At 70.1% G+C, this 19,917-nt stretch carries 15 protein-coding genes; 1 reads left to right on the forward strand and 14 read right to left on the reverse strand.

Going from position 1 to position 19,917, the window contains the following annotated elements; all coding sequences use genetic code 11:
• The first annotated feature begins 63 nt into the window (after positions 1-63).
• On the forward strand, positions 64-954 hold the full coding sequence (locus ACZ6O0_RS04345) for an AraC family transcriptional regulator (protein ID WP_465763377.1): 891 nt from the start codon (positions 64-66) through the stop codon (positions 952-954).
• 161 nt (positions 955-1,115) lie between these two features.
• Here ACZ6O0_RS04345 and ACZ6O0_RS04350 read toward each other — a convergent pair whose 3' ends face one another.
• The 14 genes from ACZ6O0_RS04350 to ACZ6O0_RS04415 all read right to left on the reverse strand — a co-directional run bounded on the left by ACZ6O0_RS04350 (position 1,116) and on the right by ACZ6O0_RS04415 (position 19,915).
• The gene (locus ACZ6O0_RS04350; protein ID WP_465763378.1) at positions 1,116-3,146 is read right to left on the reverse strand and encodes a HelD family protein; all 2,031 of its coding nucleotides are present in this window, start codon (positions 3,144-3,146) and stop codon (positions 1,116-1,118) included.
• Between the two features lie 142 nt (positions 3,147-3,288).
• Positions 3,289-3,540 (reverse strand): hypothetical protein, encoded by a 252-nt coding sequence (locus ACZ6O0_RS04355; RefSeq protein ID WP_465763379.1) that lies wholly within the window; start codon positions 3,538-3,540, stop codon positions 3,289-3,291.
• A 107-nt stretch (positions 3,541-3,647) separates the two neighbouring features.
• Positions 3,648-6,392 carry a bifunctional YncE family protein/alkaline phosphatase family protein gene (locus ACZ6O0_RS04360; protein ID WP_465763380.1) on the reverse strand — a complete coding sequence of 915 codons (2,745 nt, stop codon included), beginning with the start codon at positions 6,390-6,392 and terminating at the stop codon, positions 3,648-3,650.
• A 4-nt stretch (positions 6,393-6,396) separates the two neighbouring features.
• Positions 6,397-7,764 carry an ABC transporter permease gene (locus ACZ6O0_RS04365; protein ID WP_465763381.1) on the reverse strand — a complete coding sequence of 456 codons (1,368 nt, stop codon included), beginning with the start codon at positions 7,762-7,764 and terminating at the stop codon, positions 6,397-6,399.
• Positions 7,764-8,702 carry an ABC transporter ATP-binding protein gene (locus ACZ6O0_RS04370; protein ID WP_465763382.1) on the reverse strand — a complete coding sequence of 313 codons (939 nt, stop codon included), beginning with the start codon at positions 8,700-8,702 and terminating at the stop codon, positions 7,764-7,766. Before ACZ6O0_RS04370 ends, ACZ6O0_RS04365 begins: the two co-directional genes overlap by 1 nt.
• Before the next feature lie 108 nt (positions 8,703-8,810).
• Entirely contained in the window at positions 8,811-10,592 is a 1,782-nt protein-coding gene (locus tag ACZ6O0_RS04375; protein WP_465763383.1) for an ABC transporter ATP-binding protein, read from the reverse strand.
• Positions 10,585-12,408, reverse strand: a complete 1,824-nt coding sequence (locus ACZ6O0_RS04380) for an ABC transporter ATP-binding protein (protein ID WP_465763384.1) — start codon at positions 12,406-12,408, stop codon at positions 10,585-10,587. Before ACZ6O0_RS04380 ends, ACZ6O0_RS04375 begins: the two co-directional genes overlap by 8 nt.
• Before the next feature lie 63 nt (positions 12,409-12,471).
• Positions 12,472-13,152 carry a hypothetical protein gene (locus ACZ6O0_RS04385; protein WP_465763385.1) on the reverse strand — a complete coding sequence of 227 codons (681 nt, stop codon included), beginning with the start codon at positions 13,150-13,152 and terminating at the stop codon, positions 12,472-12,474.
• The gene (locus ACZ6O0_RS04390) at positions 13,152-14,090 is read right to left on the reverse strand and encodes an MvdC/MvdD family ATP grasp protein (protein ID WP_465763386.1); all 939 of its coding nucleotides are present in this window, start codon (positions 14,088-14,090) and stop codon (positions 13,152-13,154) included. Before ACZ6O0_RS04390 ends, ACZ6O0_RS04385 begins: the two co-directional genes overlap by 1 nt.
• On the reverse strand, positions 14,087-14,761 hold the full coding sequence (locus tag ACZ6O0_RS04395) for a hypothetical protein (protein ID WP_465763387.1): 675 nt from the start codon (positions 14,759-14,761) through the stop codon (positions 14,087-14,089). The genes ACZ6O0_RS04390 and ACZ6O0_RS04395 overlap by 4 nt, the downstream gene beginning before the upstream one ends.
• 1 nt (position 14,762) lies before the next feature.
• Complete coding sequence (locus ACZ6O0_RS04400; protein ID WP_465763388.1) at positions 14,763-15,701, reverse strand: hypothetical protein; 939 nt, start codon at positions 15,699-15,701, stop codon at positions 14,763-14,765.
• A 32-nt stretch (positions 15,702-15,733) separates the two neighbouring features.
• The gene (locus tag ACZ6O0_RS04405; protein WP_465763389.1) at positions 15,734-17,941 is read right to left on the reverse strand and encodes a hypothetical protein; all 2,208 of its coding nucleotides are present in this window, start codon (positions 17,939-17,941) and stop codon (positions 15,734-15,736) included.
• Between the two features lie 7 nt (positions 17,942-17,948).
• Positions 17,949-19,418, reverse strand: a complete 1,470-nt coding sequence (locus ACZ6O0_RS04410) for a hypothetical protein (RefSeq protein WP_465763390.1) — start codon at positions 19,416-19,418, stop codon at positions 17,949-17,951.
• Positions 19,415-19,915 (reverse strand): GPW/gp25 family protein, encoded by a 501-nt coding sequence (locus tag ACZ6O0_RS04415; RefSeq protein ID WP_465763391.1) that lies wholly within the window; start codon positions 19,913-19,915, stop codon positions 19,415-19,417. The genes ACZ6O0_RS04410 and ACZ6O0_RS04415 overlap by 4 nt, the downstream gene beginning before the upstream one ends.
• Positions 19,916-19,917: the final 2 nt, after the last annotated feature.

Below are 19,917 nucleotides of genomic sequence, written 5' to 3' on the forward strand. Positions count from 1 at the left end.
TAGGAACCGTCTCGAAGACGGACAATGCGTGACCTGCTCGGTTTCCTTCGCTATCGTCCAAGGATGGATATCTTGAGCGACGAGCTCGCCCGGGCTCGCGCGCAGGGTGCGGTCTTCTCCATCCTCCGCCGCGTGGACCCGTGGGGCGTGCGGTTCGAAGGACTCCGGCCGCTCACGGCCCACCTCCTCCTCGAGGGCCGCGGCCTGCTCGAGCGAGAAGGCCACGAACCGGTCGAGCTTCAGGCCCGTGACGTCGTCCTCGCCACCGCCGGTACGCCGTACGTCGTCGCGAGCCGGCCCGGCACCACTGCGATCCCGATCGACGAGGCCAGGCAGCAAGGATCGGACGACTCCCCCGGCACCGCGTCGGTGCTGCTGTGCGGGGCGTGCGTACTGGACGGCAGCGTCGCGGCCTCACTCCTCAGCGGCCTGCCGTCTCTCGTGGTCGTCCCGGCTGCGGACCAAGACCCGTCCCACGCCGCGGCCATCGATCTGCTCGCCGCGGAGGTGGGACGTGATGTGCCCGGTCAGCAGGCGATCCTCGACCGGCTGCTGGATCTCAACCTCATCTACACGCTGAGCTCCTGGTGGAAGCGGTCCGGCGAAGACGCGCCCGGCTGGTATCGAGCGCTGTCCCATCCCGAGCTGGGTCGGGTCCTCGAGAACCTGCATGAGGACCCAGCCCGCGACTGGACCCTCGATGCGATGGCGCGGCTCGCCGGCATGTCCCGGGCGTCGTTCGCCGCGAAGTTCAAGGAGCTGGTCGGCCAGTCCCCCGGCCGCTACCTCACCACGCTGCGCATCAGCCGCGCCGAGGACGCCCTCACCCGCACCACCGCGCCGCTGTCCGTCATCGCCCGGAACGTTGGCTACGGCAACGAATTCGCCTTCGCCACCGCCTTCCGCCGCCGCCACGGCACCTCCCCCGGTCAGTGGCGGAGACGCTTCGGCTAGGTCATGTCTGGTAATTCCGCGCCGTAGCGAGCAGGTGCTCGGCGCGGTGCATCGGCGCGCTGGGGCGAAGGTCTCGATGCGGAGCATCGTGGCCTTTGCACCAGTGCGGCGAGGTGCCGTGCCGAGTGCCGCGCAGTAGGCGGGGAATTGCCAGACATGGCCTAGGTCAGGGCGACGGGCAGGGGCTGGGTGTGGATGATGTGGAGGCGGCTGACGGCTCGGGTGAGGATGACGTAGAGGCGGTGCAGGCCGCGGGGTTCGGCGGCGACGATCTTGGCTGGTTCGGCGACGATGACCGCGTCGAACTCCAGGCCCTTCGCCAGGGTGGCGGGGACGCAGACCAGCCGGGTGGTGTCCATCTCCTCCTCGGTCTCCCCGAGGAGTGCGGGCGCCAGGCCGGCGGCGGCGAGGGTGTCGCGGAGGCGGGAGATCTGCTCGTCGGCGGCGATCAGGGCGACCGACCCCTCGCCGGCCAGGGCGGCCTCGCACGCCGCGACGACCTCGCGGGCGAAGGAGGGCTCGTCGGTCTCGGCGATGGCCAGCGCGTCGGCAAGCGTCCGGACACCGCTCGGGATACCGAGGGTGGGTGCGATCTGCGGCAGCAGCTTCGCCGCGAAGTCGATGATCTGCGCCGGGACGCGGAAGCCCCGGTCGAGCTCCGCCACGACGGCATCCGACTTCTCCAAGTGGCCGAGCACTCGGTCCCAGGATCCGGCGGCCCACGGTGTCGTCGCCTGGGCGAGGTCGCCGAGGACGGTGGCCGAGCCGGTGCGGCACCGCCGTCCCAGTGCGCGAAGCTGCATGGCCGACAGGTCCTGCGCCTCGTCCAGCACCAGGTGGCCGAGTGAGCCGGTACGGCGTTCGATCAGGTCCTCGAGCTCGTCGAGCAGCACGGTGTCGGCGAACGACCACTTCGCCGACTTCCACGACCGGGCCGGCTTCGACCACAGCAACGCCGTACGCTCGTCCGCCGTCAACTCGTCGCCCGCGGCCTGAGCCAGGAAGCCGGCGTCGGACCACAGCCGGTGCAGCACCTGCTCGGGTGCGACGCGCGGCCACACCGCGTTGATCAGGTCCTTCACCGGCTTCGAGCGAGCCACCGCGTTCTGCACGCGGTCGTCCGGCGACTCGGCGCGCTGCTCCATCCGGACCAGGACGACATGCGCGATCCGCTGCGCGAGCGCGTTCCGGCCGGGGTCGTACCGGGTCGACTCCCGCAGGTCGGCGACGATGTCGACCACCTCGTAGTCGTGCACGCGATAGCGCCGGGATCCCTTGCTGTACAGGATTCCGTCGGTCGGCGTACCGACGTACGACCACAACGCCCGGCGCAGGACAGCGGCCATCCGGGCGTCACCCTTGACCCGCGCGGACTCCGGCTCGTCCGTGGCCGCGGCGGGCCGGCTGATCAGTTCCTCGATGATGATCTGCCGTACGTCGACCTCGCCCAGCGCGGGCAGGACCTTGCGGATGTAGGAGAGGAACGAGCGGTTCGGCCCGACGATCACGACACCGCCGCGGCTCAGCCGCTCCCGCTCGGTGTAGAGCAGGTACGCCACGCGGTGCAGGCCGACAGCGGTCTTGCCCGTGCCGGGCGCACCCTGGACGCACACGCTCGGGTGCAGCGGCGCCCGGACCAGGTCGTCCTGCTCCGGCTGGATGGTCGCGACGATGTCGCGCATCGGGCCGGTGCGCGGCCGCTCGATCTCGGCGCGCAGGAAGGCGTCGGCCTGGTCGGACTCGACGGTCCCAACCATCGGCTCGTCCTCGAACCCGGTCAGCTCGGCGTGATCGGAGAAGCCGTACCGGCGACGCATCAGGACGCGCTGCCGGTCGCTGTGGGTGGCTCGGTAGAACGGCACCGACACAGGCGCCCGCCAGTCGATCACCAGCGGGACGCCGCTGCCGTCGTGCACGTGCCGGCGGCCGATGTAGATCTGGTCGAGGTCCTCGATCGTGCCGGCCTCGTAGTCGAGCCGGCCGAAGAACAGCGGGACGTCGGGCAGGTCGAGCAGCGCCTGCGTGCGCATCTTCTTGGCGCGTTCGTTCGCCTCGTTGGTGAAGCGTTCGTCGTTGTCCTCGCCGCCGATCAGCGGGACGTCGCGGGTCTCCACCTCCTGGTACATGCGGCCCAGGGCGGCGCGGGCAGTGCTGAGGAAGGCGCGTTCGGCCTCGAGTTCCGGTTCGGTCATCGGGGTGAGCCTCGAATCCTGGAGAGCTTCGGATGGGGGCGATCAACAGGGTCCCGCCCCGGAGCAGACCCATCCGGTTCGATTCGATCCCGAAAAGACAGATCGACGAAATTACCACCAGGCCCGGTGGCCCGCCACCGAATTACCGCAGCCGGTCCGGAACGTACGGCGCGTCCCGCGGGAACTCGGCGAGGTCGGCGGCGTAGAGGCCTGTGTCGACAGGGATCGACCACTCGGGTTCGTGGGCGTAGCCGAAGCCGGTGGTGAAATGCCCGCCCGCGGCGCCTGCCAGCTCTCCTCCGTCCGGCGCCAGCCAGCCGAGCCACCCCTCAGCGTGGGTGACCCGGCCCGATTTCTCCTTGTGCATGGGCAGATCGGCGTACTTCTGCGGCACCTGGAGGACATCGTCAGGGCCGTAGCCGACCGCGCGGAACGTCGGCCGGATCGGCGGGTTGCTCGATCCGGCGCGACGCCCGGCGCGGTCAGTCGGTCACTCGTGCACTATCCGTCGTTCTCCGCGGACGGGATGAGCGCACCCGGCACGTCGGCCGGTGCGTAGATCTTGGCCTCACCCGGGTACGGCGTGGACCAGTCGTGCGCCTGGTACCAGTCGAAGTGGTTCATCTGCGACGGGTTCGCGAAGTCGGCCCTCGCGTTCGGGCCGGTGGTCCGCTGCTGGGCGACCCAGGTGGCCCACTGCGCGGCGACCGCCTGCTGGCCGGCCGGGACGGTCGCCTTCGGCACCGGCGCGGCGTTCGGGTTCTGCGCCGCGGGAACGTCCGCGCCACAGGCCGGCAGTGGGTTCACGCCCGCCGTCAGCGAGGTCCGGTTCGGCACCACGGTGAACGGCGTGTAGTCGGGCTTGGCCGTGAACGCGCCGAACATCGGCGTGGCCGCGGTGTCCTTCTGGTTCATCGGCTTGATCCCGAGGATCTGCTCGATCGTCCGGAGCATCGTGATCTGCGTGTAGTAGTGGCTGTCGACGACGCCGTGCTGCGCGTACGGGCTGATGATCTGGATCGGTGCCCGGTGGCCGTCGAGGTGGTCGAGACCGGCCTGGGAGTCGTCCTCGACGACGAAGATCGCCGAGTCCTTCCAGTACTTGCTGTGCGAGATCTCGTCGACGATCTGGCCGGTGGCCAGGTCGTTGTCCGCGACCTGGGCCGGACCGCTCGCCGGACCACCGGTGTGGTCGTTGGAGAGCCAGAACATGTTGAAGTTCGCCGGCCCGTTCTTCTCGAAGTCCTGCTTCCAGATCTGTGTCTTGTACACGTCCGGGACGCTGGTGTCGAAGAGCGGGAAGCCGGGCACCGACACCGCGTTCAGCGACGGGATCGCCGAACCGGTCTTGATCGGATAGGCGGTGGCCTGCCCGGTCGCGGCCATGGTCTTGGTGTCGCAGTACAGGTTCTGCCAGGTCGCGCCGGCCGGCTTCTCCTCGAGCGACTGGAACTCGCCGAAGTCCTTGACGGTCTTGCCGGCCGCCTGGGCACCGGTCCAGATGAAGCCGCTCTTCTGGTGGCCGAGCGCGTCGTTCTCGGTGTCGTAGCTGCGCAGGTACTCACCGGCCGAGGACTCGGTGTACTCGGGGTTGTCGGCCTGCATGAGCCAGTTGTGGCCCTCGGCGGAGTTCGTGCCGACGTCGTAGGTGTTGTCGTACAGGCCGAACTGCTTGGCCATCGCGTGCTGGTTCGGCGTCACGTTCTCGCCGTACTGCGCCAGCGCGGGATCGCCGTTGCCCTCCGGGATGTCGCCGTACACCTGGTCGTAGGTCCGGTTCTCCTTGACCAGCAGGAACACGTGCTTGATCGTCGACGGGTCGCCGAGCTTCGCCGGGACCGGCACCGGCGCGCGGTGGCCCTTGTCCGTGGCGACCTGGGCCGAGCCCTTGGTCCAGCCGTTCTGGTCGAACACCTTGGCTGTGTCGGCCCGGATGGCGTGGTCGTCCGGCAGCTTGAACTTGGTCAGGCTCGACGTGGTGTCGTGCGTACCGCGACCGGCCGCGGTGGTGTCCCGGCGGGCGTCGATACCACGGGTGTTGGACACCACGATGTCGTTGCCGACGGTCGCGAGCTCGGCCGGGAAGTAGTCCGTCGGGAGCAGGCCGACATAGCTGACCGGCTCCAGCGGGTTCTTGTACCGGTAGACGGCGACCGCGTTGGCCCGGCCGAGCGACACCAGCAGGTGGCCGTCGTCGGTGAGCGTCACGCCGTCGGGCTCGTAACCCACCGAGGCCTCCGGCCACGGCTGGGTGGCGATGGTCTGGGTGACCTTGCCGCGCCGGGTGTCGATGACCGACACGCTGTTGGTGGCGGTGTTGGTGACGAACACGGCGCCGTTCTTGGCGAACAGAGCGGTCGGGTGCAGACCGACGTCGATGCTCGCGGGCGCGGCGGCCGGCTTCGACAGGTCGATCACGCTGACCGTACCGGTCGTGGTGGCCGCGGTGACCTGGGAGGCCACGACCTGGGTGCCGTACGAGTTGATCGTGGGGTCGCCCGGCTTCGCGGGACGGCCGCCCTCGTTGCTCACGTAGAGCTTGTTGCCGACCATCAGCATGTCCCGCGGCGCGTTGCCGACGGCCCAGCTCTGCGTGATGGTGCCGGTCGCGGCGTCGATCGCGACGACCCGGTTCTGGCCGTTCACCGCGGAGTACACGGTGGAGCCGTCCGCCGAGAACACTGCCTCACCGACGAGCGCGTGCTTCGCGCCGTCGGCGGGGATCGTGACGAACGTCGGGTTCGCGAGCGAGCCGTCCGGGTTCACGGTGAACTTGCGGTAGCCGTCGGTCTGGCCCAGCCAGAGCTGCGATCCGTCGGGCGAGTACGTCGGGCCTTCCTGGCCGATGTCGTTCCCGGGGATCTTCAGGTCCGCGGCGGCGTTGTTGCCGACGTACTGCTGGACCTTCCAGTTCTTCAGGTCGATGATCGCCAGCGCCATCCCGCCGTCGGTCACCGAGGCGGCCAGGTGGCTGCCGTCCGGGCTGACCGAGGACGACATGATCTTGCCCTTCTGGAGGACGAGGCGATCACCGAGCGGCTGGAGGTACTGGTCGCTGGAGATGACCTCGCCCTTGTCGGTGACCTGACCGACCTGGTCGAACCCGAACTGGTGGGTTGATGCAACTGCAGTGCCGGCAAGGGCCACGGCCGCGGCGGTCGTGCCCGCCGTGACGAGTGGTATGCGGCGGCGAAGAAGGACGGCGAGGCCCTTCTCGTCACGCCGTCGACGGCGTGTTACCTGCATGGGATTATCCCTTCGGGGTGGACGGAAGCAGTTCGATGTTGCCGTCGAACTGCCAGAGCGGGTTCGGTTCGTCGCCGGACGGCGTGCGGACCAGGAAGAAGCCGTTCACTTCTTTCGGTCCGTCCCCGTCGGCGACGTACCGACCGAGTGGGTTGATGTCGAGTTGGTAGATGGCCGAGCCGGCCGCTTCGACACCAGGGAGATGCCAGGTCACGACGCAACGCCAGTCGTTGCCCGGTCCTTGGGCGGCGACCTGGTCGCCGCCCTTGGTGCAGGCGGCCGAGGTCTGCAGTTGCGCCTCGGTGACGTCGGGCCGGTTGAGCTGCTTGGTCTGCAGGCGGTACAGGTGCGCGAAGGACGTGGCGACCGATCGCTGCACCTTGTCCTGGTCGATCCCGGAGCCGACGCCGGTCACCGGCACCAGCACCCCGGCGGTGATGCCGAACAGTACGACGAGCGGCAGCAGGCCGGCGGTGACCGCGAGGCGCCCCGACCCGTCGTGGGTCGGGTTGGTGAAGTCACGCCGTACGAAGAGGAAGTAGGCCAGGGCGGTTGCGACGACGACCCACACCAGACTGACCGCGATACCGATCAGCAGCGGCCCGAGTTGGGCCGGGCCGGTGAAGAGGCCGTTCCAGCTGATGAACGCGTAGCCGGGCAGCGCGTAGCGGATGGCGACGGGGACCGGGAGCTGCTGAACGATTTGCATCGCCAAAGCGACCACGGCAGGCAGCAGCAGTCCCATCGGGGAACGACCCAGCGCGACCGACCCGAGCAGGCCGATGGCGGCGAGCGCCAGGGTCGGGGCGAGTCCGCAGGCCCAGGCGAGCAGGACCTTCCCGGCGGCGTCGCCTGCCGACAGCAGGTGGCCGTCGAGCCCGATCAGGGATCGGTTGCCGATGACAACGAGTCCGCCGATCGTGCTCGAACAGACCAGCCCGATCACCAGCAGCACGATGATGCTCAGGCTCGCGACGGCCTTCGACACGAAGATCCGGCGCGGCGACCGGACCGCGACCAGGAGGTGGCGCCAGGTGCCGAGCCGGTCCTCGGACGCGAACACGTCACCGGCGATCAGCGAGGTCAGCAGCGGGAGCGCCCACGATCCGGAGAAGCCGAGGATCACCAGCGGCCCGGCCCACCCGGTGGCGTGCATCCACCGGCCGAAGAGCGTGTCGACCGGGAGCGAGGCCTGCTGACTGACCACCGCGACGAAGAGCGCGGGCGCGAGCCAGCAGGCGACGATCAGCAGGCGCACCCGCCACTGCGAGAGCAGCTTGACCAGCTCGAACCGGTACGCGCGCGCCACCGAGACACGGCGGGCCACCGGAGCTTCGGTCTCGGCAGCGGTCTCACTCACGGTCGCGGTCATCAGTCGGACTCCGGCTGGTCGGTGAGCGCCAGGAAGGCGGCTTCGAGTGGGGACACCACGGGGGCCAGCTCGCGGACCGCGATCCCTGCGTGCACGAGTTGCTTCACGAGGTCGTCCAGCGCGGGCACACCTGCCGACACGACGAGCATCTCCGTCCCATGCCGTACGCCGCTGTCGTCGACGATCCGGATCCCGGCCGTCCCACCGGCCAGCCGACGGGCCGCCGCCAGGTCGGAGGTCAGCACCCGATAGTCGAGCTCATCGTTCTCGGCGGCCAGCTTGGTCAGCGGTCCGGAGAAGGCGACCCGTCCGGTGGACAGGATGGTGACCTCGGAGCACAGCGCCTCGACGTCGTCCATCCGGTGACTGGACATCACCACCGCGGTGCCATCGGCCGCGATTTGGGTGAGGACGCCGTACACGTGTTTCTTGCCGGCCGGGTCGAGGCCGTTGGACGGCTCGTCGAGGACAAGCAGCCGGGGCCTGGTGAGCAGGGCGGCGGCGAGGCCGAGGCGTTGCCGCATGCCGAGGGAGAAGCCACGCACCCGGTCGTCGGCGACATCGGTGAGCCCGACCTGGTCGAGGGCGTCGTCGATGCCCATCGTCCGCGCGTCGTCGCCGCGGAGGGCGGCCAGCGCGGCGAGATTCTGCTTGGCGGTCAGTGACGGGTAGAGACCAGGGCCGTCGACGAAACCGGCGACTCCTTCGGGGACCGCGAGCGCGCGGCCGACCGGCGTACCGAGGATCCGCAGGCTGCCGCTGTCGGCGACGGCCAGGCCCAGCAGCAGGCCGAGCAGCGTCGTCTTTCCGGCACCGTTCGGTCCGACCAGACCGTGGATCTGTCCCTGCGCGACCTCCAGATCGATGCCGTCGAGCGCGACGACTTCGCCGAAGCACTTCACGATCCCGCGCGCGCGGACTGCGACCGGTGAGTCCATGGTTTCCTTCGAGGGGGCGGAAGCTGACCAGGAAACATTAGGTACTAATACATTCTACGACAGGATCCCCCAGTTGAACGATCGAAGAACGCCAGGCAACCGCTTCGGTCAGCGGTAGGCGCGGGCCTGGAGTTCGAAGAGCTCGGCGTAGCGGCCGGGGGCGGTCAGGAGTTGTTCGTGGGTGCCGACCTCCTCGACGCGGCCGTTGTGCATGACGACGATGAGGTCGGCCATCCGGACGGTGGAGAAGCGGTGGGAGACCAGGACCGTGATCCCGCCGGTCTCGGCCGCGGCGATCTTGGCGGCCGCGGCGTACTGCTCGTAGAGCCGGTGCTCGGCCTCGGGGTCCAGCGCGGCGGTCGGCTCGTCGAGGAGGAGCAGCAGTGGGCGTTCGCGCATGAAGGCCCGGGCCAGCGCGAGCCGCTGCCATTGCCCGCCGGACAACTCGACCCCGTCGTTGAACTTCTTGCCCAGTTGGGTGTCCAGCCCGCGCGGCAGTCCGCGCACCACCGACTCCGCGTCCCCTCGCGCGACAGCCGCGCGGACGGCGTCCTCCTCGGACGACCGCTCGACGTCGCCGATCCCGACCACGTCCCGGACCGTCAGCTCGAACTTCACGAAGTCCTGGAAGCCGGCCGACAACTGCGACCGCCACGCCTCCGGCTCGATCGTCGCGAGATCCACGCCGTCGACCAAGATGCGCCCGGTCGTCGGGTCGTACATCCGCGCGAGCAGCTTCACCAGCGTCGTCTTCCCGGCGCCGTTCTCCCCCACCAACGCGACCGCGGACCCCGCGGGCACCTTCAGATCGATCGCACTCAGGACGGCGGAATCCGAACCAGGGTAGGAGAATCCGACGTTCCTCAACTCGATCCCGGACCTCAGCCGCGTCGGCGCCGGCGTGACACTGGCCTGCCACGAGTTCTCCTTCGCGTACTCGCGCAGCCAGTCGTACCGGCTGAAGCTCCGCACGACCTCGCCGACCCAGTAGACGTTCTGCGCGATCCCGCCGGTCATCTGATCGACCTGCGGCGCGAGCAACAGCACAAGTACGACGTCGCCCGCGGTCTGCTGCCCGTTCCGGGCCCGGGCGATCACCCAGACGACGGCCGCGGCGTACGCGAGTCCGAACACCAGCCGGACCGACCCGTCCACCTTGCCACCCCAGCGTGCCGCCTCGACCCGCCGCCGGAACCGCTCCGTCTGCAAGGAGAAGATCTTGTCCAGCAAGACCTTCCCGAGCCCGAACACCCGCAGCTCCAAGCCCGTCCGTGGATCCTTCGCCACCTCGATCAGCCGGTCGACCAGGCGCTCCTGCGGCAGCGAGTCCTCCCACGCCTTCTGCTGCCGCGTGCTGCTCAGGTACGCCGACCAGATCCGCGAGGCACCGAGCAACGGCAGCAGGAGCAGCAACGGATGCACAGAACCGAGCAGCGTGAGCACGGTGGCCGTGTTGGTCACCGTCGCGAACACCCACAGCAGCACCTCGGCGCCGACGCCCATTCGCCACGCGCGTTCGCGGACCAGCTCCAGCCGGTCGGAGACATCGGGTCGCTCGTGATGCGACAAGCCGGGAATGCCGGTGGTCACGTCCAGCAGGTCGGCGTGCACCCGACCGGCCATGCGTTCCTGCGCGGTGTCCTGCAGCGGCCAGCCCACGACATCGGCGACGAACGAGACCGCCAGACCGATGGCGATGATGGCGATGCCGAGCGCGATCGTGCTGGACTCGTCTCCCGCGATCCCGTCGACGAGTCGGCTGACGCCGTACGTCTGGGTCGGTGCGGTGATCGCGCGTGCGGCGACGAGGACGGTCGAGATCGCCATCAGGAGTGGCGCGGCCCGGAAGGAGGTGCCCAGCCACAACCAGAGGATCCGCAGGCTACGCATCGACGGCCTCGCTCTCCGGGTCTTCCGGCGCTGTCAGGTACCGCTCGGCCTGCAGGCGGAACATGGCCGCGTAGGTCCCGCCCCGGTCCAGCAGCTGTTCGTGGGTGCCGTCCTCGACGATCCGCCCGTCGGCCAGCACGCAGATGCGGTGGGCATTCCGAACCACCGAGAAGCGGTGGGAGATGATCAGCGACGCCACTCCCGAGGTCAGCTCGAGATACCGCTCGACCAGCTCGGCCTCCGCCCGTACGTCGAGCGCGGCCGCAGGCTCGTCCAGCACCAGCACACCGGCCCCGGCATGTACGGCGAACAGCGCGCGGGCCAGCGCGATCCGTTGCCACTCACCACCGGACAGATCGACGCCACCGTCGAAGGTCTTGTCGAGCACCGTGTCCCACCCGTCCGGCAGGCCACGCACGACGTCGTCGATCCCCGACTCGCGGGCGACCCGGGCGAGCGTGAGGTCGTCGTCCGCGCGCTCGACCGCACCGAACACGACGTTGTCCGTCACCGACAGCGGGAACCGCAGGAAGTCCTGCACGATCGCCGCGATGCGACGCTGCCACGCGCTCAGATCGAGCTCGGCCAGGTCCACGCCGTCGACCATGATCCGGCCCGTGGTCGGCCGGTACGCTCCCCCGAGCAGCTTCACCAGTGTCGACTTCCCGGCCCCGTTGACGCCGACGAGCGCGAGCGCTTCGTGTGCGTGGATGGTGAGGTCGAGCCCGCGCAGCACGTCGACCTCGGAGCCGGGATAGCGGAAGCTCACGTTCTCGAAGCGGATCTCGCGGGCCGGCATCGTCTCGATCCGGTGCTTGTCGATCGCCGCCGACTCGGGGTGACGCTCGGCGATCGTGGCGGGCAGCTCCCGCATCGCCCGGTACGCCGACAATCCGCGCCGCACCTGGACCACGCCGTACCCGTTGCCCGACACCCCGATCGCGAGGATCGCCGGGACGGTCGTCGCCACCTCGGTGAGCGGCAGCGTGCCGTCGAGCGCGGCCCGGCCGACCAGCAGGATCGCGCCGACATTCGCGACCAGCTGCAGGCCGCCCATCAGGATCGACCACTTCACGTTGTTGCCGCGCCGCTCCCACACCGCGCGGAAGCCCGCGGTCCATTCGCGCACGTACCGCTCGACCAGCCAGGTGTGCAGACCGAAGACGCGCAGCTCCTTGGGCGCGTCGCGCATGCCGAGGTCGAACAGGTAGTTGGCCCGCCGCTGCTCCTCGGTGTTGCCCCACCACACGTCGATCTCACGCTCGACCAGGCGGCCGCCCCACCACTCCAGCAGGACAGTCATGGCGACGAGCACCGCGGCGACCCACCAGGAGAACATCACGCCGACGATGACGCCGGAGCCGATCAGCGTGACCCGGCTGGCCAGCAGCCAGGGCAGATTCGCCATCCCCTGCGCGAGATGGAAGCCACCCTTGCCCTTCGCCCGCTCCTGCACGTCCAGCACCTCGGAGTCCTCCAGGTGGGCGATGCGGCGCGGGCTCAGCAGCGGCTCGGTGATGCCGGTGCCGATCTCGCGGACGAGCGCCGCGTCCAGGACCAGCGACGTCACCCGGTGGATCGCGGGCGTGAGACTCTCCAGCACGAACACGGTCAGCAGCGCCCCGAGCAGCCAGCAGAACCGGGTGAACGACATCGCCCCCGGGGCGTCGTCGATCACACCTGGAACCGCGCCGACGACCTGACCGGTGAGCAGCGTGACGCCCATCCCCAGCACTGCGCCGAGAACCGCGAGGCCGATCGTCAGAACAGTGCTACCAGGCGCAACACGCAACCCGTACCGCAGCAGAGTCAGCACTCAACCGACCGTAACGACCCCCACCGACAAAAGCATCCGAGTTTCGGTCAGGCGCGGAATCCCTCACCAGAACAGGAGCAGTTGCCGGCGGTAGCGGACGCCGTGGCCCTGCAGGGTCAGGCGGCAGTCGGTCGGCCCGTGCGAGACCGAGGCGCCGATGCGATGCAGGAGCTCGCGGTCGGTGAAGAGTACGACGCCGGGCCGGTAGGGCACGTGGACCGGCTCCGGCTCCCCCTCGGCGCGCAGATCCATGCCGGTGCCGCCACCCGGGACGGCGAGCGGCAGGGTGAAGTTCACGATGCCCTCGATCGCCGCGGACCGGTCGGCGAAGTACGGGACCTGCTGCGCGAGCTGGTCGAGGTGCCAGCCGCCACCCGCGAACCGGCCGGCGCCGCCGTACGCCATCAGGTGGAAGCCGGGGATCGCGAGTCCGTCGACGAACTCGACCGGGTAGGAGTAGCGATCCTCGAAGAAGTCCGCGACGCGGTCGTAGAGCCATCGGTAGGTGTCGTACATGAGTGCGTTGGTCGCGTGGGCCTGCTCGGTGTAGTACTCCAGACGATCGCGGGTGCGGTAGAGCGGCGTACCGATCGTGCTGAGGTCCGGGCCGGTGTGCCAGCACTTGGCGCGGAAGTTCTTGGACGGGTGCAACACCTGCTGGGTCGCAGTGGTCGCCTCGGCATCGGTCAGCAGTCGATGGAGATAGACACCAGCCATGACCTGGCTCACCGTCTCGGTGCTCATCAGGCGACCCGGGCGCAGGTCACGGCGGCGGCCAGGAGCCCGGCGACGGCGGTGGCGATCGGCTGACCGGTGGCGTGCTGGTAATACAGGAAGGCGGGCGACGGGTTGACCTCGAAGCAGAACCACTCGTCGTCCGGAGTCACCCGCAGGTCGACGCCGGCGACGGGGAGACCGAGGCGGGTGGCCAGCAGCCGGCAGCGCTTCGCGACGTCGTCGGGCAGGTCGGTCGCGGACAGCCGCGGGCGGGGCAGGCCTTGGCGGGAGGCGTAGCGGTAGTCGTCGGCGTCGCAGTGGATGCGGGTCGCGAAGATCTCCGCGCCGACGACGTGGACTCGTACGTCGACGCCCGGTACGCGGCCCTGGAACTGGGTCGGACAGGATCGGACGTCCGCGAGCGGAACGTCGTCGGCCAGGCCGCGGACCCGGCTCCGGATCCCGCTCGTGGACTTGTAGACCACGCTCTCGTGCCGGGTCGCGAACTCCGCGACGGCGTCCGGGTCGTTCGTGACGAGCGTCTCCGGCACCGCGAAGCCGGCGGCGGCGATCTCCCGGAGCTGGGCGGGTTTCGAGCCGTTGCTCGCCGAGGCGGACGGACGGCTGACGACGTACGCCGGGGTGAGCTCTGCCCAGGTGGACAGGAGATCCGCGACGTCCAGGACATGGTGCCGGACCGGGGAATCCGCCGGTTCGTCGCGTACGGCGGCCACGCGGAGACCGTCGTGGGGGCGGAGGTAGGCCGCGCCGAGGTCGGTCAGGTCGACCACGGTGTCGCCGATCCGGATGGCGCCCTCGACGCGTGGGCCGACGGTCAGCTCGACGGCCGTGTCCAGCACGTCACGCTGATCGACGAACAGGACCGGGACGCCGAGCCTGAGCAGCTCGGTGTGTACTGCGGCCAGCGTCGAGTCGCCGGGCAGGCCCCAGAGCAGGGCGGTCATCGCCTGCCGTCCAGGACCCGGGCCAAGGCGTCGGCGACCTCCGGGTTGGCGACGTTCGGCCAGGGGCTGATCTCCACGACCGTGTCGTCCTGCAGGAGCGCCTCGAGGGCGATGCACCCGACGGACTCGGCGAGCGTGCACAGCTTGTCCCCGAGATCTGCGCGGCCTGACCCGAACCACCGCTCACCGATGACAGTCACCCACGTCTGCGGGGTCGGATCGGCGGAGTCGGGGTTTGGTGGTTGGCCGAGGGTGGCTTGGCGATGTAGTGGGCGGACCGGTAGGCCTGCGGCCGTGGCGGCGACGGCCCACTGTTCCCGGCGCCAGCCGGGTCCGTTGAGGCACGTCGTACTCGGTCGGTTGACGACCGGGCCGGGCCATGCGCCGAGCCACGCGCGGAGGAAGGCGTCCAGCTCGGCGGCGGCGTACGCGGCGTCCTGTGCGTCGACCTGGACCAGGTCCGCGGGTCCGATGCCACCGAGGCGGGTGAGCACGGACGTCACCTCTGGGCGGGACGCCACCTCGGCGCGGGCCTCGCCGCAGGTGTCGAGCTGGAGCAGGAGGCGTTCGGCGCTCAGCTCGGCCGGAGTGAGCAGTACGGCGTCGTCGCCCCACCGGTCGGCCAGCTCCCGCGCGGCCACGTCGTACGCGTGCGCCAGCACCAGCCGCATGTCACCCCTCCCCCGGCTCGGCAGCTTTCTTCGCCGCTTTCTTCGCAGCCTTCTTCGCCGGCGCCTTCTTCGCAGCTGCCTTCTTGGCAGCCTTCTTCGCGACCGCCTTCTTGGCGGGCGCCTCCTTCGCAGCTGCTTTCTTCGCGGCCGCCTTCTTGGCCGGTGGTGGCGGTGGTTCGTCGTCCTGGAGGGCCGTGGCTCCGACGTCGGGCCGGTCCTCGAGGGTGATGAACGTCCGCGCCCGCCCGGCCGGCTGGTCGGCGATGATCGGGTTGTCGAGCTGTTTCTCGATCGCCACCAGTTTCTCGAGGTGGGTGACCTTGTCGATGTGGTCCTTGTCCTTGCCGTCCTTGTGGTCCTTGCCCTCCTTGTCCTTCCCCTCCTTGGAGTCCTTCTCCTTCGTCTCCTTGCCTTCCTTGCCCTCCTTGGACTCCTTGCCTTCCTTGGTGTCCTTGTCCTTGCCCTTGGCCGCGATCCGCGCGTCGATCTCGGTGATCTTGATCTGCAGCTCGCGGGTGAGCTGGAACAGTTCCCGGCGGAGCTCGGCGACACAGTTGCTCGACGTACTCAGATCGCGCGCGATGCTGTCGAACTCCCCCTCGATCGCGTGGAAGCGGGCGTTGAACCCGATCTCGTCCGGCGTCTGCCCGGCCTGGACGACGGTGACGCCGTCGATGAAGTCCGGGTGCACGAACAACCGCTGATAGGTCAGCGCGCACTCCGGAGCCACCTCGGCGATCTGCACCTGGAACGTGAAGCCCGCCGCCGCGGCGGCCGCCGTCGCATCCCCGGCCGCGGCGGCCGAGCGGGAGATCCCCTGGCCGAGGACGGCGATGACAGCATCCTCGGTGAGACCGGCCTCCCGCAGCGAGGCGGCGATCGTGCTTGCCGGCACGCCGAAGACCATCGGTGCCTCGGCGGTGCTGTCGTTGCTCGACATGGGTCCCTCCTCGGCCGCGGCGCGGCGGCTGGTCAACGTACGGTGCGGTAGTGGCGGTAGGTCCGGGCTGCGGCGGCGGTCAGCGGGAACGGCGTACCCGAGCCGTCCACGTCGACATGGCGCTGGCGCAGCTCCCAGGTGTTGGCCCGTACGCCGACAGGCGTCGCCAACTCGATCAGGTTCATCAGATGCTCGTACTGGCGCAGCGTGAGCAGCGATCCCTCGGGGAGCGAAGGACTCCACTCGTACGGGTCGTTCCCCAGTCCCCGAATGTGGGCCAGGCAGCTCACGACGCTGATGCCCGACCCGGCCGCAAAGATCTGCGTGCTCGGTCCACGCACCGGATCCAGCCGGACGGCCTGACCTGCCAGGCCTCGCGACTCCCAGCGGTAGAGCACGGTCTGCCGTGCGGCCAGGTTGCTCCCGGCAAGTGGCAGGCCGGTCACGCCCAGGACCAGTACGACGTTGCCCGCGGCACTGATGAACGCGACCACACTGCTCGCCCCCGCGGCCGCCGCGGCCGTCAACGTGGCAGCGAGCTGATCCGGATGTGTGGTGATCGCCGCGGTCCCGTCCGGCCCCAGATCGAACGCCGCGAACAACCGCGTCGACACGGCACCGAGCTGATTCCGGAATCCGTCCACCTGCTCAGCAGCCGGTACGCCGAGATGCGCCAGCTGCTGCGTGAGGTCCGAGAACGTCGACGCGGGCTGTGCGCCCGAGAGCAGGCCAGACACGTCGACGGCGGTGAGATGGCGGGCCGCCATCGCCGCGACCACGGCAGCCAGCGGAGCGTCGTACTGCGTGTCTGTTGCGCCGGCAAGGCTTGCCGTCGCAGTCAACGGCAGCGGTGCGTCCGGGCCGGGCGCCAGGTCGATGACCAGTGGACCCATCGGCAGCGTGCTGACGAACACGGTGCCATCCGGTGTCAGCTCAGCGGTGCGTAGTCCACACGCGTTCAAGAGCCACGCGCCGCCCGGGTCCACCGACCGTGGCTGCGGCACCAGACCAGGATCGGCGAGCGCCTTGGCGGCAGCGACCGCGGTGTCCAGGACAGCCGGGTCGGGGGCTGACAGCAGCGCCCCGAGTCCGAGCTCGAAACGCGAGCCGCCGTCGTCGTTCTGGCCCTGGACGATCGCAGTCCAAGGCTGCGCCGCCAACTGGTTACAGCGGTCCGCGACCAACTCCAAGGCACCCGCCAGCGCTGGCGCCAGCGGCTGATGGTCTGGCAACGCCCACCGCGCCAAAGCCGCACGCGTAACCGTGATTCGGTCCTGCACTCGTTGCGGTAGCAACCGCGCCGCATGCGCCGCGTCCCCGTCCGCACTGCCGGCCGGCCAGATCAGATGCACCTGGCGAACGGTCTGCAGCAGCGCGGCCCGACGGCCCGGGGAGTCCGGCGCAACCAGCCGGAAAGCAAGGTGGATCGCGTTGCGGATCTCGTTGACCCCCACAGGCTCGGGCAGGCCAGGACCCGGCGAGTTGTTGAGGACGTCCTCGACCCAGGACGGCGTCGGCGCGCGCCAGCCTCGCAACAAGCCGAGCCGGGCGCGGTACTCCGCGTCGTCCTCGAGGCGACCGGGTGGCGAGAGCGGTTGGGTCGCCGGCGAGCGTCGGTCGGCGTCCCACACCAACTCGTCGGCGAACCGTGGGCAGCTGAGATCCGACCCGAGGCGATCGAGGGCGTTCCCCCGCGCCTCGGCCAGCGACCGCATGGCGGCGATCTCGCGCGCACACCGCCGCAACCGCTGCTTCTCCGCCAGGACCGCCGTCATCACGCGGCCGGTCAGCCCCTGCACGAGATCGATCCGCAGCAGACCGCGGACGTCGGCGGGCGCCAGTTGCGTGGTCGTGCCGTCCGGCGCAATCCGGGTCGCAGTCAACGAGAGCCGAAGCGCCGGCGCCACACCGGATCCGTCCACCGGCGGGACATACCCGGGCAGACTGCTGCCTGCTTGCGTCCACTCCGCGAACGTCACCGTCGGCTGGTTCGTGGCCGGTGCCGGCAGCAGGCTCCGCGGTACGACGACGAGCTGGTCCCGCTCGGTGTCCGCCAGCAACGTCACCAGCAGTACGGCGTACCGGCTGCCGGCCGGGACGGTCACCCGCGCGGCCTGACCGTCCCAGGGCAACGGTTGCGGCGTCGCCGCGTCCGCCAAGGGACCGACGAGCTCACGGGCGACTGCCGCGAGTGAGCCGGCGCCGGGCGCCATCACCTGGGCGAGGAGATCAGCTGTCATGGCCGGCTCACCGCACCGTCAACAGGTCCGGGGCATCGACCAGAACGGCGATCTGGTCGGCACCGAGGCTGAGGTTCTCGTCGGCTCCGAGCACCTGCGGGCCGTCGTCGCCGTCCGTCGTACTGCCGACCGTATCGACCAGGGGTGGGAACCGTACCAGCCGGAGCTGGACGACATCGGTGATGCCGGGCTCGGACATCAGCGCCGCGGTGACCGCCGCCGACCGGACCGGTTCGGCCATCCGGAGCCGATCGACGACGCGGTGCAGGCGGTCCGCGAGCCGGCCCTTCAACGCCAGCGCCGACGGGCTCGAGTTCGTGCTCGCCGTACTGCCGGCCGGAAGAGCAAGACCGGTCGTCACGATGTCGGCCTGGACGCCGACGAACACCTGGTCGGCCTCCACCACGTCGGGGAACACGCCGACCGGCCGGACATCGCGGATGGCGGCCTCGACGCTCGCGCGCAGCCCGTTCGGCCCGTCCCACACGGCCGCCTCGGTGGGCGCGACGAGCACGCTGACGAAGTACGGCGAGGCGAGGTCGCGGTCGGTCGCGAACAGGCGCTCGAGGAAGGTGAAGTCACCGAACACGGACTGGGACAGGTCGATGCCGCCCCAGCCGTCGCGCACACTCACCTGCCGGACTCCCGGGATCAGCGAGACCGTCGTGGCGATCGCGTCGGTCGACCAGACCGAGCGTGGCGCGGTGAGCAGCAGGGCGCGGTACCTGTCGTCGTCCCAGTGCTGTTCGCCGCCGGTCAGGGCGACGGTGTGCTCGATCCGGACCAGCCCCTGTCCGGCGGCCGAGGCGCCGGCGGGCAGACCGGCCGCGGTGTCAGCTGCGAGCAGCGCGGAAAGTTTGCTATCGGCAACTTCCCAGCGATCGATCTGTTGCGGATGGTTGCCGCCAGCATCGGTCGCTGCCGGGTCCAGGTTCCCCGCCGGGCCGGGGTCGAAGCTGACCACGGCCCCGGGCAGCGACGTGGTCCGCCGGGTCAGCGTGGCCGTCGCGGCCAGCGCCACCCGGTGACCGCCGGAGGTGCACATCCGGCTGCCGCGCGGGAGCACGAGCTGGTCGATCCCGTCCGGCAGCGCGCCGGCCACGGTGAGCGTGACCAGACCGGCCGCCGTCAGGAACGGCCGGTCGAGTCCGAGCTCGGCGCCGAGGTCGCTCAGCGCCCGGCCGCGGGCGGTGCTCACGAAACAGTCGTCGTACAGGGCACCGAGGGCGGCCCAGGTCCGGGAGTCCTCGAGCGCGCTGATCTCCAGCAGCTTGCGCAGCACGCTGCCGCTGGACAGGTCGAGATCGTCGTCGATCAGCCGGCGGGCCAGCGCGATCTTCTCGGCGAGCAACCGGGTGAAGGGCTTCGGTAGGAAGCCGGCGTCGGTCACGCCGAAACCGTCGCTGCCGGTCGAGCGGGTCACCGCCTCGTCCACCGCCAGGATCTGGGTGAGGTCCAGGCTCGTGTCGTCACTCACTGTCCGTCCTCCTGTCCGACCGGGCCGAGCCCTGCCACCGTGAGCGAGGCACCGGCGTCGCTGATCGCCTCGAACGACACCGTGACGTCCAGCGCCCGGCTGCCACCCGACGGCGTACTCGCTGTCAGCTGGGTGATCCGCCGGATCCGCGGATCGGCGGCGACGAGCTGCGCGACCGCACTGCGCAACGCCTCGCGCGCGATCGCGGGCGAGGTCTGCTCGGCCAGCGGACCGAGCCCGAGGAAGCCGAAGCGTGCGTTGAACGGATCGCTTCCCCGCAAGGTGGTGAGGCCGACGGCGAGGTCCTGGCTGAGCGCGTCGAGTCCCTCGACGATGTCGAGATCGACGCCGCCCGGCGTACTGCGCAGGCCGACGTCGCGGGCGAGGTCGGCGGGATCGACGAGGTCGGCGCGAACACCGACACCGAGCAGCCGGCGGCGCCGGACCGTCTCGTCGGACGACGTACCGTCGGGCGTGCTGGGTGTGATCGGGCTCATGG

This window comes from Kribbella sp. NPDC048837, assembly GCF_055586945.1.